Source organism: Lyngbya sp. PCC 8106 (assembly GCF_000169095.1).
GTDB lineage: Bacteria > Cyanobacteriota > Cyanobacteriia > Cyanobacteriales > Microcoleaceae > Capilliphycus.
Window position 1 is genome coordinate 72,441 of the sequence record NZ_AAVU01000030.1, and the last position, 14,898, is coordinate 87,338.

At 41.6% G+C, this 14,898-nt stretch carries 14 protein-coding genes; 7 read left to right on the forward strand and 7 right to left on the reverse strand.

Annotation, left to right across the window (positions count from 1 at the left end):
• Window positions 1-38 precede the first annotated feature (38 nt).
• Window positions 39-1,829 carry an SLC13 family permease gene (locus tag L8106_RS19055; protein WP_009786043.1) on the reverse strand — a complete coding sequence of 597 codons (1,791 nt, stop codon included), beginning with the start codon at window positions 1,827-1,829 and terminating at the stop codon, window positions 39-41.
• Between the two features lie 578 nt (window positions 1,830-2,407).
• Between L8106_RS19055 and L8106_RS19060 the strand changes: the two genes are divergently transcribed.
• Window positions 2,408-2,857 carry a GUN4 domain-containing protein gene (locus L8106_RS19060; protein ID WP_198012975.1) on the forward strand — a complete coding sequence of 150 codons (450 nt, stop codon included), beginning with the start codon at window positions 2,408-2,410 and terminating at the stop codon, window positions 2,855-2,857.
• Between the two features lie 137 nt (window positions 2,858-2,994).
• On the opposite strand, the gene L8106_RS19065 is transcribed toward L8106_RS19060, so the two are convergent.
• Complete coding sequence (locus tag L8106_RS19065; protein ID WP_009786045.1) at window positions 2,995-4,395, reverse strand: IctB family putative bicarbonate transporter; 1,401 nt, start codon at window positions 4,393-4,395, stop codon at window positions 2,995-2,997.
• A 140-nt stretch (window positions 4,396-4,535) separates the two neighbouring features.
• Between L8106_RS19065 and L8106_RS19070 the strand changes: the two genes are divergently transcribed.
• Together L8106_RS19070 and L8106_RS19075 are read left to right on the forward strand one after the other, a co-directional pair.
• Window positions 4,536-6,122 (forward strand): glycosyltransferase family 39 protein, encoded by a 1,587-nt coding sequence (locus tag L8106_RS19070; protein ID WP_009786046.1) that lies wholly within the window; start codon window positions 4,536-4,538, stop codon window positions 6,120-6,122.
• Between the two features lie 50 nt (window positions 6,123-6,172).
• The gene (locus tag L8106_RS19075) at window positions 6,173-6,949 is read left to right on the forward strand and encodes a Uma2 family endonuclease (RefSeq protein WP_009786047.1); all 777 of its coding nucleotides are present in this window, start codon (window positions 6,173-6,175) and stop codon (window positions 6,947-6,949) included.
• A 3-nt stretch (window positions 6,950-6,952) separates the two neighbouring features.
• On the opposite strand, the gene folP is transcribed toward L8106_RS19075, so the two are convergent.
• The 4 genes from folP to L8106_RS19095 all read right to left on the reverse strand — a co-directional run bounded on the left by folP (window position 6,953) and on the right by L8106_RS19095 (window position 9,907).
• A complete protein-coding gene (gene folP / locus L8106_RS19080) occupies window positions 6,953-7,807 on the reverse strand; it encodes a dihydropteroate synthase (RefSeq protein ID WP_039896706.1) in 855 nt (284 codons plus the stop codon).
• 96 nt (window positions 7,808-7,903) lie between these two features.
• Window positions 7,904-8,629, reverse strand: a complete 726-nt coding sequence (gene tpiA / locus L8106_RS19085) for a triose-phosphate isomerase (protein WP_071941420.1) — start codon at window positions 8,627-8,629, stop codon at window positions 7,904-7,906.
• Window positions 8,630-8,753: 124 nt separating this feature from the next.
• Window positions 8,754-8,939 carry a PCP reductase family protein gene (locus tag L8106_RS19090; RefSeq protein ID WP_009786050.1) on the reverse strand — a complete coding sequence of 62 codons (186 nt, stop codon included), beginning with the start codon at window positions 8,937-8,939 and terminating at the stop codon, window positions 8,754-8,756.
• A 59-nt stretch (window positions 8,940-8,998) separates the two neighbouring features.
• Window positions 8,999-9,907 carry an alpha/beta fold hydrolase gene (locus L8106_RS19095; RefSeq protein ID WP_009786051.1) on the reverse strand — a complete coding sequence of 303 codons (909 nt, stop codon included), beginning with the start codon at window positions 9,905-9,907 and terminating at the stop codon, window positions 8,999-9,001.
• Between the two features lie 384 nt (window positions 9,908-10,291).
• On the opposite strand from L8106_RS19095, the gene L8106_RS19100 reads away from it, so the two are divergent.
• The 4 genes from L8106_RS19100 (at window position 10,292) to L8106_RS19115 (ending at window position 14,384) form a co-directional block, all read left to right on the forward strand.
• Window positions 10,292-10,879 carry a hypothetical protein gene (locus L8106_RS19100; protein WP_009786052.1) on the forward strand — a complete coding sequence of 196 codons (588 nt, stop codon included), beginning with the start codon at window positions 10,292-10,294 and terminating at the stop codon, window positions 10,877-10,879.
• 424 nt (window positions 10,880-11,303) lie between these two features.
• Window positions 11,304-12,191 (forward strand): MBL fold metallo-hydrolase, encoded by an 888-nt coding sequence (locus L8106_RS19105; RefSeq protein ID WP_009786053.1) that lies wholly within the window; start codon window positions 11,304-11,306, stop codon window positions 12,189-12,191.
• A gap of 56 nt (window positions 12,192-12,247) precedes the next feature.
• Window positions 12,248-13,339 carry a bifunctional riboflavin kinase/FAD synthetase gene (locus L8106_RS19110; RefSeq protein ID WP_009786054.1) on the forward strand — a complete coding sequence of 364 codons (1,092 nt, stop codon included), beginning with the start codon at window positions 12,248-12,250 and terminating at the stop codon, window positions 13,337-13,339.
• Between the two features lie 136 nt (window positions 13,340-13,475).
• On the forward strand, window positions 13,476-14,384 hold the full coding sequence (locus L8106_RS19115) for a MoxR family ATPase (RefSeq protein WP_009786055.1): 909 nt from the start codon (window positions 13,476-13,478) through the stop codon (window positions 14,382-14,384).
• A gap of 159 nt (window positions 14,385-14,543) precedes the next feature.
• Here the strand turns inward: L8106_RS19115 and L8106_RS19120 are convergent.
• Window positions 14,544-14,898, reverse strand: a 355-nt coding sequence (locus tag L8106_RS19120; protein ID WP_009786056.1) for an AbrB family transcriptional regulator, incomplete at its 5' end; no start/stop codon positions are given.

Consider the following 14,898-nt stretch of genomic DNA (forward strand, 5'->3'; position numbering starts at 1 on the left):
ACTGAGGGTGATCACAGAAATCAAGCTATATTTTACCTTTACAAACCATATACCCAAATAATCAGTAAGGGTGTAAAGATGCTTAATAAGAGCGAGAGAGGGGCACCAACTCGGGTAAAGTCAAAAAACTTATATCCCCCTGTACTATAAACCATTGTATTAGTTTGATAGCCAATCGGTGTCATAAAGCTACAAGATGCGGCTAATGTCACTGCAAACATTAACGCAAACGGGTTTAAACCTAGAGTTTTTGCAACTTCCACAGAAATCGGAATCATCAATAAAACAGAAGCATTATTGGAAAGGATTTCAGTCAGTAAAACAGTCACAACATAGAAGAACATCACAATCCAATAACCCGAAAGATTTCCCCCAACTGCAACTAAACCTCGGGCTAACAATTCCGTTGTTCCTGATTTTTCCATCGCAATTCCTAAGGGGATTAATCCTGCTAACAGAAAAATAACATCCCAACGAATCGCCCCATAAATTTCTCCCGGCTTGAGACATCCGGTAATCACCATTACAATCACACCTGCTAAAGCACTCACCAAAATGGGAAGTAAATTAAAAGCAGACATCAGTACAACACCAACTACAATTCCCACCGCAATTTTAGCTTTATCTTGTCGTAAACTTTCGACATCCCGTTGTTCGAGTACCAATAATTCTCGGGTTGTTTGTAAACCAATAAAGCTTTGTTTTGGGCCTTGAACTAATAATAAATCTCCAAATCTCAATGGAGTTTTTCCGAGACGTCCACGAACTAATTCCGCACCTCTACGAATGGCTAAAACGGTTGCATTATAACGTTGTCGGAAGCGTAAATCTTTTAACGTTGTTCCAATCAGTCGAGAGTTTGAAAGAATTAACACTTCTCCAATTTTTTCCTCTCCTGAACTCAACATCGATTCAATGGAATCCTCTTTAAACTGTACATCTGGTAATATATTCAGTCCTCGTTCTTCTCGAATTTTCAGTAAGTCATCTCGACTACAACGAATAATTAAAATATCACCTTCACGCAAGTTTTTATCGGCGAAAGGTTGAGGAAGATGAACTTTATCCCGAACCAACTCTAAAACGTCTAAGTCAAATTTACGCTGAATTTCACTTTGTTGTAACGTTTGTCCGACTAAACTCGATTGAGGAGTAATAATCACTTCACTCAGATAGTCGTTGATCTCATAACTCTGACCTAAAAAATCACTACCATTCGATTTACGTTTAGGGAGAAGATAGGGAGCAATAAAAGAAATATAAACTAAGCCAATAAAAAAAGAAATTATTCCGACTTTAGTAAACTGAAATAAGCTAAACGCCCCATAACCCAATTTTTCGGATAAACCACTCGCGAGAATATTGGTAGAAGTCCCAATTAGAGTGATCATTCCTCCTAAAATAGAAGAATAAGAAAGCGGAATCAAAACTTTGGATAACGGAATTTTTCGTTGTTTACACCAATCTTCAATAATCGGCAGAAAAATCGCCACCACAGCCGTATTATTAATAAAAGCACTAATCGGGCCAACAATTGCCCCCATGATAAAAATTTGTTGAGAAGGATGTTTTCCGCCCCATTTGATTAACAAGTCTCGAACAATTTGAATCACACCTGTACGAGTAATTCCTGCACTGAGAATAAACATCGCCATGACTGTAATTGTGGCGGAGTTTCCAAAGCCAGAAATTCCTTCATTGGGCGTTACTAACCCTAATACCATCAGGAGAACCGTAACACTCAATGCCGTTAAATCGACAGGTAACCATTCAACAACAAAACTGATTAAGGCTAAAATCAGTACACTAAGGGTCAGAACAATTTCCATACTAAAGTAATACCTGGTTGATTAGCATTGCAAGAGAGATCGGTTCCATTGGGTTGATCGAAATGACTTAATTCTAAGTCGATGATTTCAGAAATTTTATCCAGTCTAACCTAATTTCTTAGTCGTCACAGTTTTCATCTCAATTAACTCAAGGGTATTGCATCGGGATAATGGTGAGTAGACAAGTAGTAGATTTTTAACCCATAACATTAAATTGGGTTCATTTGCAGATCACAGCAACCTGGACAGAAATCCTTTAAAATTGTCTCAAAGCTTATGGTTTAGTGTCCCTGATCTCTGAATATTTTTAGGGGGGCAATTGCCGACAATCACTAAGATATCAATGAAGAATGATCATAAAACATCTTTGCATCTGACCGTCAATCCTGCATCAACAGACTATTCTTCCAATACACCCAGAGTTTGTACTTCTGATCCCAATCATTCGGCCTTCTGCAATGACAGTGTTCTCATACAGTCGGATTTTTCGTCAACTGTTTATCCTTGACTAGATTGGGCGTTGGTTTACACAATATAGCTAAACCTGACAATTGATTCTAATCTAATCTAACATGGTCGTGTCTGACGTCAAATTGTGTTCAGATCGTGGAGTTGATTACACAACCCTGCAAGATCTTCTCGCCAATGGTCAATGGAAAGCCGCCAGTCGAGAAACCTCTCGGGTGATATTGATGGCGGCGCGTCATACTTCTAACAGTGAACTCAGTGCATCGGATGTAGAAAAACTGCCTTGCTTGGATTTGCAGACTATCGATCAGCTTTGGGTTGCGTCTTCTGATGGACATTTTGGCTTTTCGGTACAGTACCAGATTTGGGAGAATCTAGGAAAAGGAACCGACTGGGATAGTTATTGTCAGTTAGGCGATGCTTTGGGGTGGCGAACCGGAGGAAGTTGGATTTCTTTCTTTAAACTCATCTACAACTTACAAGCCCCTCCTGGCCATCTTCCGTTTGCTCATAAGTGGTTTTTTTCGGTAATGAATCGTATTGAAGCTTGTCAAAATTGAGTTGTAAAGTGCGTTGAATCGTTAACGTTTTTTGAATGAAATTCAACGGGTTTCAGGCATTGATCGCAATCAGAATTATTTTGTAAATGACATTACCCCCAAACTCCCAAATTGGGGGTTTATCTGCATTTTTGTAATTACAATGGGTTGGGACTCACCTCTGATTTCGGTAAGCGCTGATAAAAACTCGCAACGATCGCCATCATTAACCACCACAACGTATTCACTTGTGGACGATACCAAACGGTATCAACAGAACCATGCGCCATCATACCGATAATTGTCGCGATCGCAGCGATTAACCACAATCCTTGAGTATTTCTCAATTCTCGCAACCGTTGCAATTGTAACCAGCCTTGATGCAAAGTAACAACTAATAACCACAGAAAACAAGTTAAACCAATTATTCCCGTTTCGACGGCGATTTCTAAGATCACAGAATAGGCACTCAAAGCGCTGTAGCGAGGTCTCATGTAAAGGGGGTAAATTTTGTTAAAAGCGTTATTACCCGGCCCTATGCCCAAAATAGGGCGATCCTGAATCATTTCTAGGACTGCCGCCCAAACGTTCATGCGAAAGTTGTTGCTGCTATCTTCTCGTCCAACAAAAATACTCGCCACTCGCAAGCGTAAAGCCGGAACTGTTATCACTGCTAAGATTAAAAATGCGGCTAAACTGCCAATTCCAATCGGTACTGCCCATTGACGCCAAAACGGTGAAAAGTTAATACTCAACCAATACAATAATAATACCGCCAACGTAAACATTAAAGCCACAAAACCGATCCAACCACCTCGACTAAATGTAAGTACCAAACAGGCGGAATTAACAACTGTCATGGTTAATCCTAAAGCTTTCGGTAGCCAACCTTCCCAAACAAACATCGCCGCCACACTAAACGCACAAGCAGGTAATAAATATCCCGCTAATAAGTTCGGATTTCCTAAGTAGCTAAACACCCGAATTAAATCCGCTTGTGCAGAAGTCGGATCAACCCAAGTTGCTGAGGCTTCTACCCCAAAAAACCATTGTCGCAAACCGTAAATACTGACAATCAGAACAATATGTAGATAAAACGTGATAAAAATAGATCGAATCCGAGGCGATCGCAATATTCTCGCCATTAGGAAAAATAGGATTAAATACAGCGTTAGTTTGATTAAACCGCTTAAGGCGGCAGCTTTCACCGGAGATAATGCGGTTGCAGTTACAGCAACTCCCCAGTACAACAAAACTAATAGATGAATTGGGGTAAATGCAGTTTCTGACGGATCATCACACAAGGTTAATAGTACCCAAAACCCTGCACAAGCAATGAGTAAAACTCCAATTAAAGCAGTACCCACAAACGGCGCTAAACTAAACACCAAACTGATTAAAACGGCGCCGAGAGGTTCCCCCCATTGCATCAGCCAACTACCTTGTCGCCAGTTTCGCAGACAACCACTCAGGCGATAAATCAGGCTACCACTGCGCCACTGATAGGGAGATAAATAAGTAAGTGTTAACTGTTGCCAAACTGAATTAAGCGTTGTCATAGGTTTATTGTTTGCAGCGGATGTGAGAAGATTTTTGTTCTAGTAATGTCTACAGCACAGAGTATCATCGATGAGGACAGTATTCAAGATTTTCGATCATCCTCTAACATTTTCTAAATATATCAGTTAAAAATCAAGTGATGAATTCCTCAAAACCTACAAATAATTGGTTCAAACAGTTGGCGATTATTTTGATTATTGTTGGCGTTGGATTTCGGTTTGTCAATCTCGGTCATCAAGTTTATTGGTATGATGAAGTTCAAACGTCTTTTAGAATTTCCGGCTATACCCAAGAGGATTTTTTTCAACAGGTTTACATCGGTTGGCCTCATACCGTCGAAGATTTACTCAATACCTATCAATATCCAACCTCAGAACGCAACTTACAGGATTCTTTTACAGCTTTAACTAAACATCCTGAACATTCACCGCTTTATTTTCTCACGGCCCGCCTTTGGATGCAAACCTTTCCTCATTCCGTCACCACAATTAGAACTTTATCGGCTTTGATTAGTTTACTCATTTTTCCGGCGATTTATTGGTTGTGTTGGGAGTTGTTTCAGTCGGTGTCTGTGAGTTGGGTTGCGATGGGGATTATTGCGATTTCTCCGTTTCATCTTCTCTACGCTCAAGAAGCCCGTGCTTATAGTCTTTGGGCTGTTAGTATTTTACTTTCAAGTGCGGCTTTATTGCAAGCGTTGAGAATTAGTAAAACTGAAAAATCTCTCCAATCTAAAATTTTAAATTGGGGAATTTATTCGCTGACTGTTGGCTTTGGATTATATAGTCATTTATTTTCTATTTTTGTTTTGGCGGCACAGACTGCTTATGTTTTTTTTACTCCAGTTTGGCAAAAGCGAAAATTCATCCTTCCCTATCTGTTTTCGAGTTTAATTGGAGTTGTGCTGTTTACTCCTTGGTTGTTTGTTTTTGTTCAGAACTTAGCCTTTTTTCTCGAAAATACAGAATCTCGTTTGGTTCCTCGTGAGGGTTTGATGTTATTTTGGTTATTAAATTTAAACCGAATTTTCTTTGATGTTAACCAGGGAATTAGTCCGTTAAATCTCACTTTGTATTTAACTCTAGGTTTAACGATATACGCCTTATATTTTTTAATCAAAAACACGCCGAAAAACGTTTGGTTATTCATTTTAACTTTAATAGGAGTTCCGGGAATGATTTTGATTTTACCGGATATTATTTTAGGGGGACGGGGTTCAACCATTGCGCGATATGCCATGCCTTGTTATTTAGGAATTCAAATATCTGTCGCTTATCTTTTGACGGAAAAACTAACAACTGCGAAAATTCCAAGTTCACAGAAAAAACGATGGAAATGGATTTTATACACTCTGATTTTGAGTGGGATTTTATCCTGTACTGTGAGTTTATTTCATCCCGTTTGGTGGCACAAAAGTTATGCTAAAAGTCGAGATATTCCCATCTCCGCTAAGATTATTAATCAATCTCCATCTCCCCTTATAATTAGTGATGAAGAACCGGGAAGAATTATGTCTTTATTACATCAACTCAAACCTAATGTTACGATTCAATTGATGCCCGAATATCAAGTTCCTGTCTTGCCAAATTTAGAACCCTTTAGTGATGTTTTGTTATACCGTCCAACCCAAAGATTAATTGAGGGAATGGAAAAAATTTATAACGTTAAAGTTGAAAAACCCTATGAAACCAGTTGGGTGAGAAAAGTCTTATTTCCACAAAAATAATAGCTAACTGCTACAGTAAAATAGTAATGATTTGAGGTAAAATGATTAGGATGACAGAGATATCGACTGACCCCAATGTATCGCTTACATTTCCCGATCACACTCAACTTCCCGAATCAGATGGTAGATTTGTGAAAAATTTTCAGGAGCATCCTCAAAGTCTACTTTTAACGGATTCTATCGGATTAATTTTACAACAATTACATCCCGATGGGCAATATGCTATCGGACAAGATTGTGGAATTTATTGGCGAGAAACGAATCCCCCCGAACAAGGTGCAATTGCTCCAGACTGGTTTTATGTTCCCAATGTTCAGCCGAGACTGGGAGACAAAATTCGCCGTTCCTATGTTTACTGGCGGGAACTGATGGTGCCGTTGATTGTGTTAGAATTTGCGAGTGGAGAAGGCCTCGAAGAACGGGATAAAACTCCCTTATTTACATCAAGCGGAGAAGTGCAGAAACCGGGTAAATTTTGGGTTTATGAACGCATTCTTCGCATTCCCTATTACGGGATTTTTGAGATTAATCGCAATCAATTAGAAGTTTATCATTTGGTTGATTTCACCTATCAACAGATGGAAGCAAACGAACGGAATCATTATCCAATTCCTCCCCTTGGTGTAGAATTAGGGTTATGGAATGGAACCTATCAAAATCAGACTCAATCTTGGTTGCGTTGGTGGAATTTAGACGGAAATTTGTTGCTGATTGGACAAGAACAAGCAGAAAAAGAACGAAAACGAGCCGAACTTGCAGAACAAAAAGCTGCAAAATTAGCCGAACGTTTGCGAGAAATGGGAATTGAACCCGAAACGTTAGAATAGGAACTAAAGGCGATAAATAGCATCTGCGACTCGACAAACCTCAACCATTTCTTGAACATCGTGAACCCGCAAAATATCCCCCGAACCCACAATAGCCGCAACACAAGCCGCAGCCGTTCCCCAAACCCGTTTTTGGGGGTCTTTTTCGTTGAGAATATGACCAATAAAACTTTTCCGAGATGGCCCCACTAACAGGGGAAAACCGAGTGATTTCAATTGAGGAAGTTGTCGGAGAATTTCTAAATTTTGTTCAAAGGTTTTTGCAAATCCAATCCCTGGATCGAGTATAATATTACTAGGCTCAATTCCGGCAATTTTACAAGCTTGTATTCGGTCTTGGAAAAACAGGGAAATCTCCCCAATCAAATCTTGATAGTCGGTTAATTGTTGCATGGTTTTCGGAGTCCCACGAATGTGCATTAACACAATGGGAACACCCAATTTTGCAACAACCGATAACATTTCAGGTTCAAATGTTGCACCCGAAATATCATTAATTAAATCAGCCCCCGCTTCGATAGCCGCTTGTGCAATTGCTGTTCTTGTGGTATCAATAGAAATAGGAATATGGGCTAACGGGTTCGGTTGACTTCGCAGTAACTCAACCACTGGAATCACCCGATTTAACTCTTCTTCTACCGAGATTTGTTCAGAACCCGGGCGAGTAGATTGACCCCCAATATCAATAATATCCACTCCCGCAGCTAGCATTTTTTGAGCTTGAGTCAAAGCTGCGTCTAAAGTATTAAACTCTCCGCCATCACTAAAACTATCGGGTGTCACGTTCAAAACACCCATAATATAAGTTCGTTTTCCCCACTCAAACACCTGATGTTGCAGGATGATTTTTTGTGTCATTGAATGATTGTAAAATTGACTCAAATGAGCAAAAATTAAAATGGGGAACAGTTGCTCACGTTTTCGATTCTCAATTCCCCATTTTTAAGTTGTATTTTATTGATAATTTACAATGCGAGCAAAACTTTCTGGTTTCAAACTAGCGCCCCCAACCAAAGCACCATCAATCTCAGGTTGAGCCATAATTTCATCAATATTGTTGGGTTTAACAGAGCCACCATACTGAATAGAAACATCAGGATTTTTCAACTTGCTGCGAATCAAACCAATGACTCGATTGGCTTCTTCAGCCTCACAAGTTTCGCCCGTTCCAATTGCCCAAATCGGTTCATAAGCAACCACCAAATTGTTTGGATCAACATCAACTAAACCCTCTTGTAACTGAGAGAAAATGTGGGCTTCCGTTTCTCTAGCATCGCGCTGTTGTTTGCTTTCTCCCACGCATAAAATCGGCGTTAAACCATGACGTTGAGCTGCTTTAAGTCTGCGGTTAACCGTTTCGTCTGTTTCTCCAAAATATTCCCGTCGTTCGCTATGGCCAACAATAGCATAACGCACCCCAATTTCTAGTAACATCGGGCCAGAAATTTCTCCCGTATAAGCACCCGAGTCTTCCCAGTGAATATTTTGAGCGCCGAGTCTAATTCGACTGCCATGCAAACTTTTGGACATAATCCACAAGTCTGTAAACGGTACACACAGCACAGTTTCTTGCTCATCAGGCGTTTCATCTAACGCGGTAATAAACCCCTGCAAAAACTCTTGAGCTTCTGCCTGAGTTTTGAACATTTTCCAGTTCCCGGCAATAATCTTTTTTCTCACTGCTTAATCAATCAACTTCAGAACACAACAAAATGCCAAACTCCAGTTTAAAGCGTTAGGGGACATTTTTGCAGTCACCTCAGGCGATTGAGGATCACTGACTCCCCGAACCCAACCTCATCACCTACTGACCAAACTCTACCCTTGCTTTTTCGACCAGTTCGACTGTTATCTCCTCAAAGTCCCCTTCACGGGCAAGTTGTTCAATACGTTTGCGGGCTTGCGATCGCACAAAATAGGGGATCTTCTGAAGTTTGGCTTTGGCTTCAGGCGTCCACGGTCGATCATCTAAAAAGTCATCGTTGGACATCATTAACTTGCGGTGAAAAGGACGAAAGTTTAAGGTCGCTTATCGAGTCATTCAGGACTTCATTTTTCTGCTCCTAAAACATTAAGCAAGTGCCGAATGAGAGCAATCATCATTGCAGGTTCTTCGAGATGGGGAGTTAAGCCCACATCATCTAAGCGTTGAAAAACTCTAACAGCGGTTCGATTGAGGTTTGCCAAACGTTGTCCAATTTCTGGACTGGTAAACTCTGATTTTTCTCCCCAAATTATAGCAGTTGGAGTGGTAAGCTGACTCATATACAGCGATAAATCAAAGCACAAATCACCCCGTACAAAAGAAAGGGCAGCGTATTCTGCATTAGGCTGTACAGAAGATTCGAGATAAGCTTCAACAATCTCTGGATAAACTCGGTTAGGACGAGCAAACTGGCGGTCTTCTAAAAAGCGACGAATTCCAGCACTATTGGCGACACCTGCACTGTAGATCACTCGGTCTAAGAGGGGAGTTTTAACCAGTTGGGCAAAAAAGCTATTGCGATAATTTTCTCCAAAATCAGACAAACCCGAAGGTGTTGTCAAGATCAGAGATTGAAACAAATCAGGTCGTTCAATGGCGGCTCGAATGGTCAAAGCAGCCGTCAACGACGAAGCAATTACCGGGGTTGGACTCTGACAAGTTTGTTCGAGAAATTCAATAATCGTAGTGATGTAATCGTGAATATTGTATTCTCGGGCGGGATGTTCAGAACGTCCCCAACCGATTAAATCTGGGGCAAAGATCTGATATTCGCCCCCAAAAGCGGGATAAACTTGTGACCATTCATAGGCCGAAGATCCCCCCCCAAAACCATGCAAAAAGACCAACTTGGGTAAATCTTCAATCCCAGGGGTTTCTAAGGACAACCCAGGTAATTTCTTGGCTGTGTAATAAACCATCCTTCCGAGTGAGGTCACGATGGAACGTTGCTCAAAGCCACGGGGCAGAAACATAAAAAACCTCTTTCAATTTTGATTCACAATTGAGCGATGCAAAAGGCAGCTCGGTAAAAGGCTGTTGTGCAAAAAAACTGCATCTTACCAAGCATAAAAGATACTCTATCGGTTTTTCCTCTGCTTAAGGTAGTCAATTACGGGAACGGGGTTGCTGTCAACGGTCTTCCCATTTCCTCAGAGATCAGTATACTGTGACTATAATATGGTGAGGGGTAAAACCCCCTGTTGGTGCATAACCTCCCCAATCACAATCCTAATTATTTACTGAGGAGCCAAGCAAGCACCTGAATTATTAGATGTATAGGAATTTCCATCTCGATCAAAACAGAGTGCGGAAAGCGCCGTCAAACCCCCTGAACCCGTAAGAAAGGACATCTCCCAATGAAAACTGTTATGGAACAAGAGTGCCGCCCCTTTTCTAATTGCATCCATGTCGGTGATCTACTGAATGGGGCGATGGAATGGAATAGTCCCGAAGAATTGATTGTCTCTCCTCAAAAGCAAAAAGAATCTTCAGAGAAAGTGTTGATTCAATCTCACCAACGTATTTGTCTGGCTTTACAACAGCTACAATGTTTTGAAGTGGTCGAGCATCAGTTTCAAGCCTGGGGGATAATGTTTGTGAATGCAATTGCTCTACAACCCTCTAACCCGGCTTTTGGAATTCGACCCAATCAAACCGTCTTGATGGGCGCTCCAAAAAGTGGGTGGTTAGAAGTTCACTTTCAGCACCCCGTTCGTCGTGTCGAAGCAGTCGTCACCAGTTCTCGCCGAACGATTTTATCAGCCTACAATCAAGAAGGTCACGAAATTAACCGCACAGAGATGGCAAAACCCTTTAACCGTAGCTCTATACCCCGAGTTTTACCCAGTGACCAACTCAGTGTACAAGCCCCTGATATTTATAAAGTTACCTTTTACACGTTTGATGGTCAACTGATTGTTGATCAGTTAAAAGTCGAATTTTAATCTTAGATAAAAAGTTACTCGTTTTCGAGAGGAATTGATCGGGCATTTGTCTGGCTTTAGACTCTATCGATCTCAAAATACTGACAATCAACCCATCGACAACTCCAAACCTTAACATCATCCCGTCAAACTACACCTCCATTGAAAGTCGCTACAAACAGGAGGTCATTTGTATTGGGCGATCACCACTCAAGAGACAGTCGAAAACTTGAGTTTGTGAAATTTTCGGTAAAACAATTAGTTTTATAGTTTAAGATAGACTGGTATTCAATTCTATTTTTAGTTTGTCGCTGCACAACCGGGCTATCAAAACAGATTTGCCCGACTTGACTCAGAGGGGTTCTTAGAGATCATAGACTGAAAACTAAACCCATTGATCAATACCTGAGTGCGATCGCGCATCATTCATCTTGTATTCGAGCCTATGTCTAGTTCGCCAAATCAGCAGTTTACGATTCACTTTTGGGGAGTCAGAGGAAGCATTGCCTGTCCTGGAGCAGAGACAGTACGCTACGGGGGCAATACCTCCTGTATAGAAATGCGAGTCGGAACCGAGCGCTTGATCTTTGATGGAGGAACAGGTTTGCGGGTTCTAGGACAATCTTTGATGTCTCAGATCCCAGTTACAGCCCATCTGTTTTTTACCCACGCTCATTGGGATCATATTCAAGGTTTTCCATTCTTTACCCCGGCTTTTGTTCCTAAAAATACGTTTCATATCTATGGAGCGGTTGCTCCCAATGGTTCTACGGTGCAGCAACGACTCAACGACCAAATGCTTCACCCCAATTTTCCGGTTCCCTTACAAACGATGGGGGCTGTGATGAAGTTTTTTGATATCAATATTGGTCAAACTCTAGAAATCGGAGACGGGATTAAAGTTGAAACGGCTTTGTTAAATCATCCCGGTGAAGCCGTCGGTTATCGAGTCAATTGGAATGGTTACGCCGCAGCTTATGTCAGCGATACAGAACATTTTCCCGAGGGTTTAGATGACAATGTATTGTTTCTCGCTCGTAATGCCGATGTTTTAATCTATGATGCCACCTACACCGATGAGGAGTATTACTCGGAAAAAACCAGTAAGGTAGGGTGGGGTCATTCAACTTGGCAAGAAGCAGTTAAAGTGGCAAAAGCAGCCAATGTGAAACGGTTGGTGATTTTTCATCATGATCCTCTCCATAATGATGATTTTCTCGATCAAGTCGGAGAACAAGTTGCTCAACGCTTTCCAAATAGTCTCATGGCTCGAGAAGGTCTTTCGATTCAATTAATCTCTCCCGAAGATACTGCAAAGCCTCAACTGATCTAAAAATTTGTTGCATGATTTTTGATCAGAATTCCTAAGTTTGTGTCAAAATGTAAAGCGTGTGGATTACTTCTTCGCTAAACACTGTTCTAACTCCGACTGCCGTTGCCTTAGGAAACTTTGATGGAATACATCGAGGGCATCGACAGGTGATTCAGCCTATCTTCAAGCAATCTCAGTCGTTCAGTTCCTCTTTGCTGTCGCAGCAACAGCCAGAAATCCTCTTAACTCAAGTCGATTCGCCTTTACAACCCCCCACTCCGGCTCAAAACTATCGTTCGGGTGTCTCCCTGACTCCAGAGGAAAATCGTCTCAATTTTGATGCAGGTGAGAGTCATCAACGTTACGCTACGGTTGTCACTTTTCACCCTCATCCTCAAGAATTTTTTACAGGTCAATCCAAGAAGCTTCTGACTCCTATTGATGAGAAGATAGAATGTCTACAAATGATGGGTGTCGAGCAAATGGTTTTGCTGGCTTTTGATCAACAACTTGCGAGTTTGAGTCCCCCTGAATTTGTTGAAGAAATTGTGATCAAGCATCTCCAAGCGTCTCATGTGACAATTGGTTTTGATTTTCGCTTCGGAAAAGGTCGCACGGGGACGGCGAAAGACTTACAAGCGATCGCGGCTCCCTATGGGGTAGAAGTGACGATTGTTGATCGCTATCCTTGTGAACAAGGGGAACGAATTAGTAGTTCGATGATTCGTCAAGCTCTAGAACAAGGTAATCTGCAACGCGCTCATCAATTACTCGGCCGTGACTATACTTTAGTGGGTCAAGTCGTTCCAGGTCAACAGTTAGGTCGAACAATCGGATTTCCCACTGCAAATTTACAAGTACCCCCAGAAAAATTTCTCCCAAGCTATGGGGTTTATGCGGTACAGGTTTTCAGTTCAGGTGAAGCGTTGAATTTAACCGCTTATCCTGCGGTGATGAATATTGGTTGTCGTCCAACGGTGGAAGGTCAGCAGCCAACTGTAGAAGTTTATTTGTTAGATTGGTCGGGTGATTTGTATGGTCAAACCTTGACCATTTGCTTAAAAGAATTCTTACGCCCAGAACAAAAGTTTGCTTCTCTTGATGAACTCAAAGCACAAATTGTAGCTGATTGTGTTCAAGCCAAAAAAGTGCTAAATAGTGAACAGTAAACTGATTGTTTAGGGTATCGTGATCTGAAGAACGGGGAACAGAGAACAGCTAGGTGTATCCTTGATTGGCACTAAACTGAAGACTATTACCTGACGACCACTCAATACTAACACTTGATAACAAGCCATTAATAGAATGAGAGAAAAAATTGAACGGCTCAAACACAATCTCAGCCGGACAATTGTGGGAAAAGGGGATGCCATTCGTCTAACGCTCGTTGCTTTACTCTCTGGGGGTCACGCTCTCCTAGAAGATGTTCCGGGCGTCGGTAAAACTTTACTGGCGAAGTCAATCGCTCGTTCAATTGCGGGAGAGTTTCAACGGATTCAATGTACACCGGATTTGTTACCCACAGATATCACCGGAACTAATATTTGGAACCCCCGTACAGGTGAGTTTGAATTCTTACCGGGGCCTGTTTTTACCAATATCTTATTAACCGATGAGATTAACCGGGCGACTCCCCGAACTCAGTCTGCGTTGTTGGAGGTGATGGAGGAACAACAGGTGACGGTTGATCGGGTTTCTCGTCAGGTTCCTAAACCTTTTTTTGTGATTGCGACTCAAAACCCAATTGAATATCAGGGAACGTTTCCGCTTCCTGAAGCCCAAATGGATCGCTTTGCGTTGTCACTCAGTTTAGGCTATCCTTCGGAGTCGGAAGAATTGCAAATGCTTCAACGGCTTACAAGTGGGGTGAAGGTTGAGGAGTTACAACCTTGTTTGACTCCCGAAGAAGTGTTGGAATTGCAACAGTTTTGTAGTCGGGTGCAAGTAGAATCTTCTGTGCAGCAATATATGCTCAATTTAGTCAGAAGCACACGAGATCACGAAGAGATTGCTTTAGGGGTAAGTCCGCGAGGGGCGATTGCTTTGCATCGAGCGACTCAAGCTTTAGCCTTTTTAGCCGGGCGCGATTATGCTTTACCAGATGATGTCAAGTTTTTGGCGCCTTATGTGCTGTCTCATCGTTTAATTCCGGTTGGGGGAAGACGAGCAAAAGCGATCATTGAACAGTTATTGCATTCTGTCTCGATTCCCTAATTTCACAGCAATTAATATTTTCAGGCTGGCGATGACTAACCTTCCGTCAAAACCAGCCAGAATTATGATGCGCGGCGCAGGTTTTTCTGAATCAGGAATAGATTGTATTTAATTTAATCCCGCTCGGAAAAATAGAAGTCGAAAACGATACTGTGCGAGTTATGACGCTTCGAGTTCTTCTCCCGGTTCGACTTGTCTGAGATGAATATGTTTACGGCCTAAAGAAATTTCAAATTCATCACCGGGTTGCAGATCCATTTGTTTGGTATAAGCTGCACCAATTAATAAATTTCCATTTGACTGTACACTAATTCGATAGCTTGCCGAGCGTCCGCCTCGTCCATTTCCGAGTTGCTTACCATCTAACTCGATTCCTTCTGCATCAATCAGAGCATTCAGGAATTTCATCATGTTGACTCGCTCAACCCCATTTTTTGTCAGGGTGTAGTAACCACATTCTCTTGCTTTCTCTTCTTTGTTGAGATGTTCGAGATCTTTAACTTTTCTCAGTAAA